The organism is Ancylomarina sp. (genome assembly GCF_041555295.1).
Taxonomy (GTDB): domain Bacteria; phylum Bacteroidota; class Bacteroidia; order Bacteroidales; family Marinifilaceae; genus Ancylomarina.
Genome location: NZ_JBFFKR010000279.1, coordinates 1 through 4,208 on the forward strand (window position 1 = coordinate 1; position 4,208 = coordinate 4,208).

Genomic DNA, 4,208 nt, shown 5'->3' on the forward strand with positions numbered 1-4,208 from the left:
GCTTCGCCCAAACCCGACTTCATTTTTTGGCTTGATCCAAAAAACGAAGCAAAAAAGATCAAGGCTGCTTTTTAAATATCTTTCTTATTTGCCTCATGCTTAAGTGTGGCCGGGTGATTTTCGAACATCCCGATCGTTCGGGACAACTTCCCGGTCTTACTAAAGCTTTCGTTAAACGAAAAATATTTAAAAGAGAGGCCCTATTTCCTTAAGCTCAAAAAATGAACCCCTTGTTCCTAATATTGAGCTTAATTGTGAGATTAGTAATGAAATACAAGGCACAAACAAAAACGTTTAGGACGGGATTGGTTTATTTTTATTAATTATTTCGATTTAATACTGCAGCCAATAGCTTTTGTTGCAGTTACCATTGGTTTTTTGCCTTGCAATAAGGCATCAACAGCATCGCCAACATAGTGCTTTGTTGCCATCGCTGCACTTTTGTAGTTGTTGTCTATAGCTCCAATATATTCGACTTTATGCATCCCCTTTTTTGTGCTGAGAATAAAAACGTGAGGCGTTTTAGTTGCACCAAATCTTTTATAAATATCTTGCTTTTCGTCAATCAGATAAGGAAAAGTAAAACCTTTTTCATTCGATCGTTTAATCATGTTCTCGAAAGAATCGCTTTCGAATAGTTCAGGATCGTTGGGGTTTATGGCAATCACAGGAAAACCTTTCGCTTTATACTTTTTGTCAAGCTCTATAATTCGATTTTCGTAGGCCACCGAATAAGGACAATGGTTGCAGGTGAATATCACTATAAAGCCCTTAGCATTCTCATAATCGGAAAGGGAGACATGCTTGCCATCCACATTTTTTAGTTTAAAATCTGCTGCCTTGTCGCCAACTTGATACCCTTGTGCGTTTACGCTTATTGTGGCCAATATAAATAGGCCCAGAATGATTATTTTCTTCATAATACTCAATTTTAATTTGTTTGTGCTCAGTGTAAATAATATAGTTTAGACGCAGATTTTCATGATCTAATTATGATTTATGTGCAGGACTAAAATATTTGTTTTTTAAAATCATATTTAATCAGCGTCTAAGTATTTATTTAAATTGTAATTGTGCTTCTTGTAAATGAAATATTTTAGACGCAGATTTTAATGATCTTATATGATTTATGTACAGGACTAAAATATTTGTTTTTTAAAATCATATTTAATCAGCGTCTAAGTATTTATTTAAATTGTAATTGTGCTTCTTGTAAATGAAATATTTTAGACGCAGATTTTAATGATCTTATATGATTTATGTGCAGGACTAAAATATTTGTTTTTTAAAATCATATTTAATCAGCGTCTAAAGATTTTTTTTGATTCATTTTATCAATAGACTCAGCCAATTCTTCGTAAGAGACTTGGCGAGTGAAAACTTCTCTCTGATCTTTCTTATAGATTACCGTGGCAGGAAGTGCGCCATCCCACTTTTCATCGACCTTACTAATCCAGTTATCTGCATCAGGATCGTCGAGTATCACGATTTCGGAATTTACTTTTCGTTTAGTTCGAAACTTATTTAAACGTTCTACTACAGTCTCTCCAAAATCGAGACTCACCAGTATTACTTTGACTTTTTTATCGGCATAGTTTTTACGAATAGCTTCGAAGTGGGGGAGCTCTTCAACGCAAGGTTTACACCACATGGCCCAAAAGTTAATGACGTATGTGGTATCGTTTTGAGAATGGAAGATAGGCTCAAGCTCGTCGAAATTGTAGGTTTTAATTTCCTGGGCTGAAACAAGTTTGCTTGGTATAAGAAGTACGAGAATAAGTAATAGTTGTAAACTGAATCTCATTTTAGTATATATAAAGATGTTTAAGTATTAAATATACTGCAATTGGATGATAATGAGAAGTAAAGTTTGTTATTGAGCTGTTAAAAGAAAGCATCGTGCTATGGATGGGGCTAATGTAATAGCGAAAAGAGGGTGTTCAAAAAGTTTAATAGTTCGTCATTCAGAACTTGTTTCAGTACCGAACTTGAGAGGTCTACGAAGTTAATCTCTGTACAATGATTATGAGATCCTGAAATGAATGGGCTTCGCCGAACTATGTTACAGGATGACGTTCAATATTATGCTCTCATATTTTTGGACCTCCTAATTTTGCAAGCCTGCGACTTGTGGTGGAGGGGTAATGGATATGCAAACGAAAAAAGCAGCTTACTCCGAGAAGTAAACTGCCTTTATGGTCTTTGGTCGGACCGATTTTATTTTTTCTTCAAAAGCAGCGCGTCAAGCGAAAACTTACGGCTACCTACCACAAAAATAACCAGGTAAACGAGTAGGTATAATAGTGCAAATTCTTTTTTAGCAAAAGGATCGTTGCCGTGTATCATGAAGGTTGCCACAAGCATGGTTACAATTAAGGGGATAGTAGCAAAACGTGTAACTAAGCCTAATCCGATTAGTATAGAGCAAACAACTTCAGCAAAAACAGCGAGTGCTAACGAAAATGTCGCTCCCATGCCAAAAGGATCGGCAAATTGAATTTCGTTACCCGAAAATAGGAGGTTAAGCTTACCCAAGCCATGTGTTAGCATAAAAGCAGCAATTGTCACTCTCAATACCAGGCTCAACAGATCTAAAAGACTGTCGTTGGTGCCAATATGTAATAATCTTTTCATAATTGTAATGATTGATGTGTTTTAATATTCTTATAGGTTTTCTATATGCAAATGTAAAATTTATAAGGCACTTGGGTCTTAACTAATTGTTAAAACTGTAAAATAAAATACGTTTTTGTCTTTTATTGAGGGCGCATGCATAAAATGAGAGGGAGAGCTCCTGTGAATATAGGCTGAATGAAATTGAGATAGCTGATTTCTCAACTATCTCAATAACTATTTAATCTTTTAATAAGGCCTCGTTAAATTTATAATCGGAGTAGTGAACCTTGTAGAGAATACTATAGAAAGCTGGGATAAATACCAGTGTAATTATAGTTCCAAACAAAAGCCCTACCATAATTGAAGCAGCCATTGGTTCCCACATTAAACCACCACCTAGGTAAAGTGGAATTAGTCCGAGCGAGGTTGTAAATGTTGTAAGTAAGATAGGTCGGAAACGCTGCAGACAAGCTGCAATCACAGCATCTTGAGGGGATCGTTTCAATTCATTAATCTCAATTTCTATCCTGTCGATGAGAACAATGGCATTGTTGATGACAATTCCGGCAAGGGAAATGACGCCAAGGAAGGCCATGAAACCAAAGTAGGAGCGAAGCACAATCAAACCAATAACGACACCTATAACGCCCAATGGAATCGTACTGACTACCATTAATGTTTTTCGGAATGAATTGAACTGAATGACCAGGAGAAGCAGAATAATGAAAGCTGATAGGGGTAAATAATCAATTACGGCTCCCATATTATCAGAAGTGCTCTTACTGTCTCCACCCAATTCGTAGACGTAACCATCTGGCCAGTTTTGTGTTTGTTCGTTGAGCCATGGATTAAGTTCTCCCATTATTTCTGAAGCATTGCCGTATTCGTTCAGTTCACTTGAAACGTTGATGCTTCGTATCAGATTTAAACGCTTGATTTTAGCATATTGCCACTGAGGGATGATAGAGGCAACTTGCGATAAGGGCACTGATCGTCCGGAGTTTTGTGAGAATACATTCATGGTTTCGATTGATTCATAAGTCTGTTCCTGACTATCGAATCCTCTCAGCAGAATCGGAATATTTTGGTCATCCTCCCGGTATTCCCCGGTTTTGAATCCATCCAATACCGTTTTTAGAGAGGTGGCAATATCCTGATTGGTTATACCTGCTACTTGCGCATTGTTCTGATTGATATCGATGATGAATTTTTTGGTTTTAGGACCCCAGTCATCCTTCACATTCTTTGTTCCATTGATGGCAGAGAGTCTTGATTTAATTTGCTCCGATAATACCGACAGCACATCAGGATCTTTACCTGAAACCTTAATCTCGATGGGTGTACCTCCACCTCCGGCAGCCAGCGGACCCACCTTAATATCTGCATTTGGGAACTGTGAAAAACAGTATTCGTCCAAGCGGGAAATCATCTGATTGTTAACTTCAAATGTACTGGTATTTACCAGAATATGGGCGTAGCTCGAGTTGGCTTCGTCCTGTGAATATCCCAAATCATATGAGTTTGGCCCTTGTCCTATAAAAGAAGACCAATCGGCAATCCCCTCTGAGCGGGAAGCGTTTACCAATAGCTCA

Annotated in this window: 4 protein-coding genes; all 4 read right to left on the reverse strand. The window is 37.4% G+C overall.

The window, feature by feature from the left end:
- Positions 1-323: 323 nt before the first annotated feature.
- Positions 324-920: a thioredoxin family protein gene (locus ABY905_RS14545; RefSeq protein WP_372645146.1), complete on the reverse strand. Its 597-nt coding sequence runs from the start codon at positions 918-920 to the stop codon at positions 324-326.
- A 377-nt stretch (positions 921-1,297) separates the two neighbouring features.
- Entirely contained in the window at positions 1,298-1,804 is a 507-nt protein-coding gene (locus tag ABY905_RS14550) for a TlpA disulfide reductase family protein (RefSeq protein WP_372645148.1), read from the reverse strand.
- A 413-nt stretch (positions 1,805-2,217) separates the two neighbouring features.
- Positions 2,218-2,634, reverse strand: coding sequence for a DoxX family protein (locus ABY905_RS14555; protein ID WP_372645149.1), 417 nt, complete (start codon positions 2,632-2,634; stop codon positions 2,218-2,220).
- A gap of 220 nt (positions 2,635-2,854) precedes the next feature.
- A partial coding sequence (locus tag ABY905_RS14560) for an efflux RND transporter permease subunit (protein WP_372645151.1) occupies positions 2,855-4,208 on the reverse strand: 1,354 nt, incomplete at its 5' end.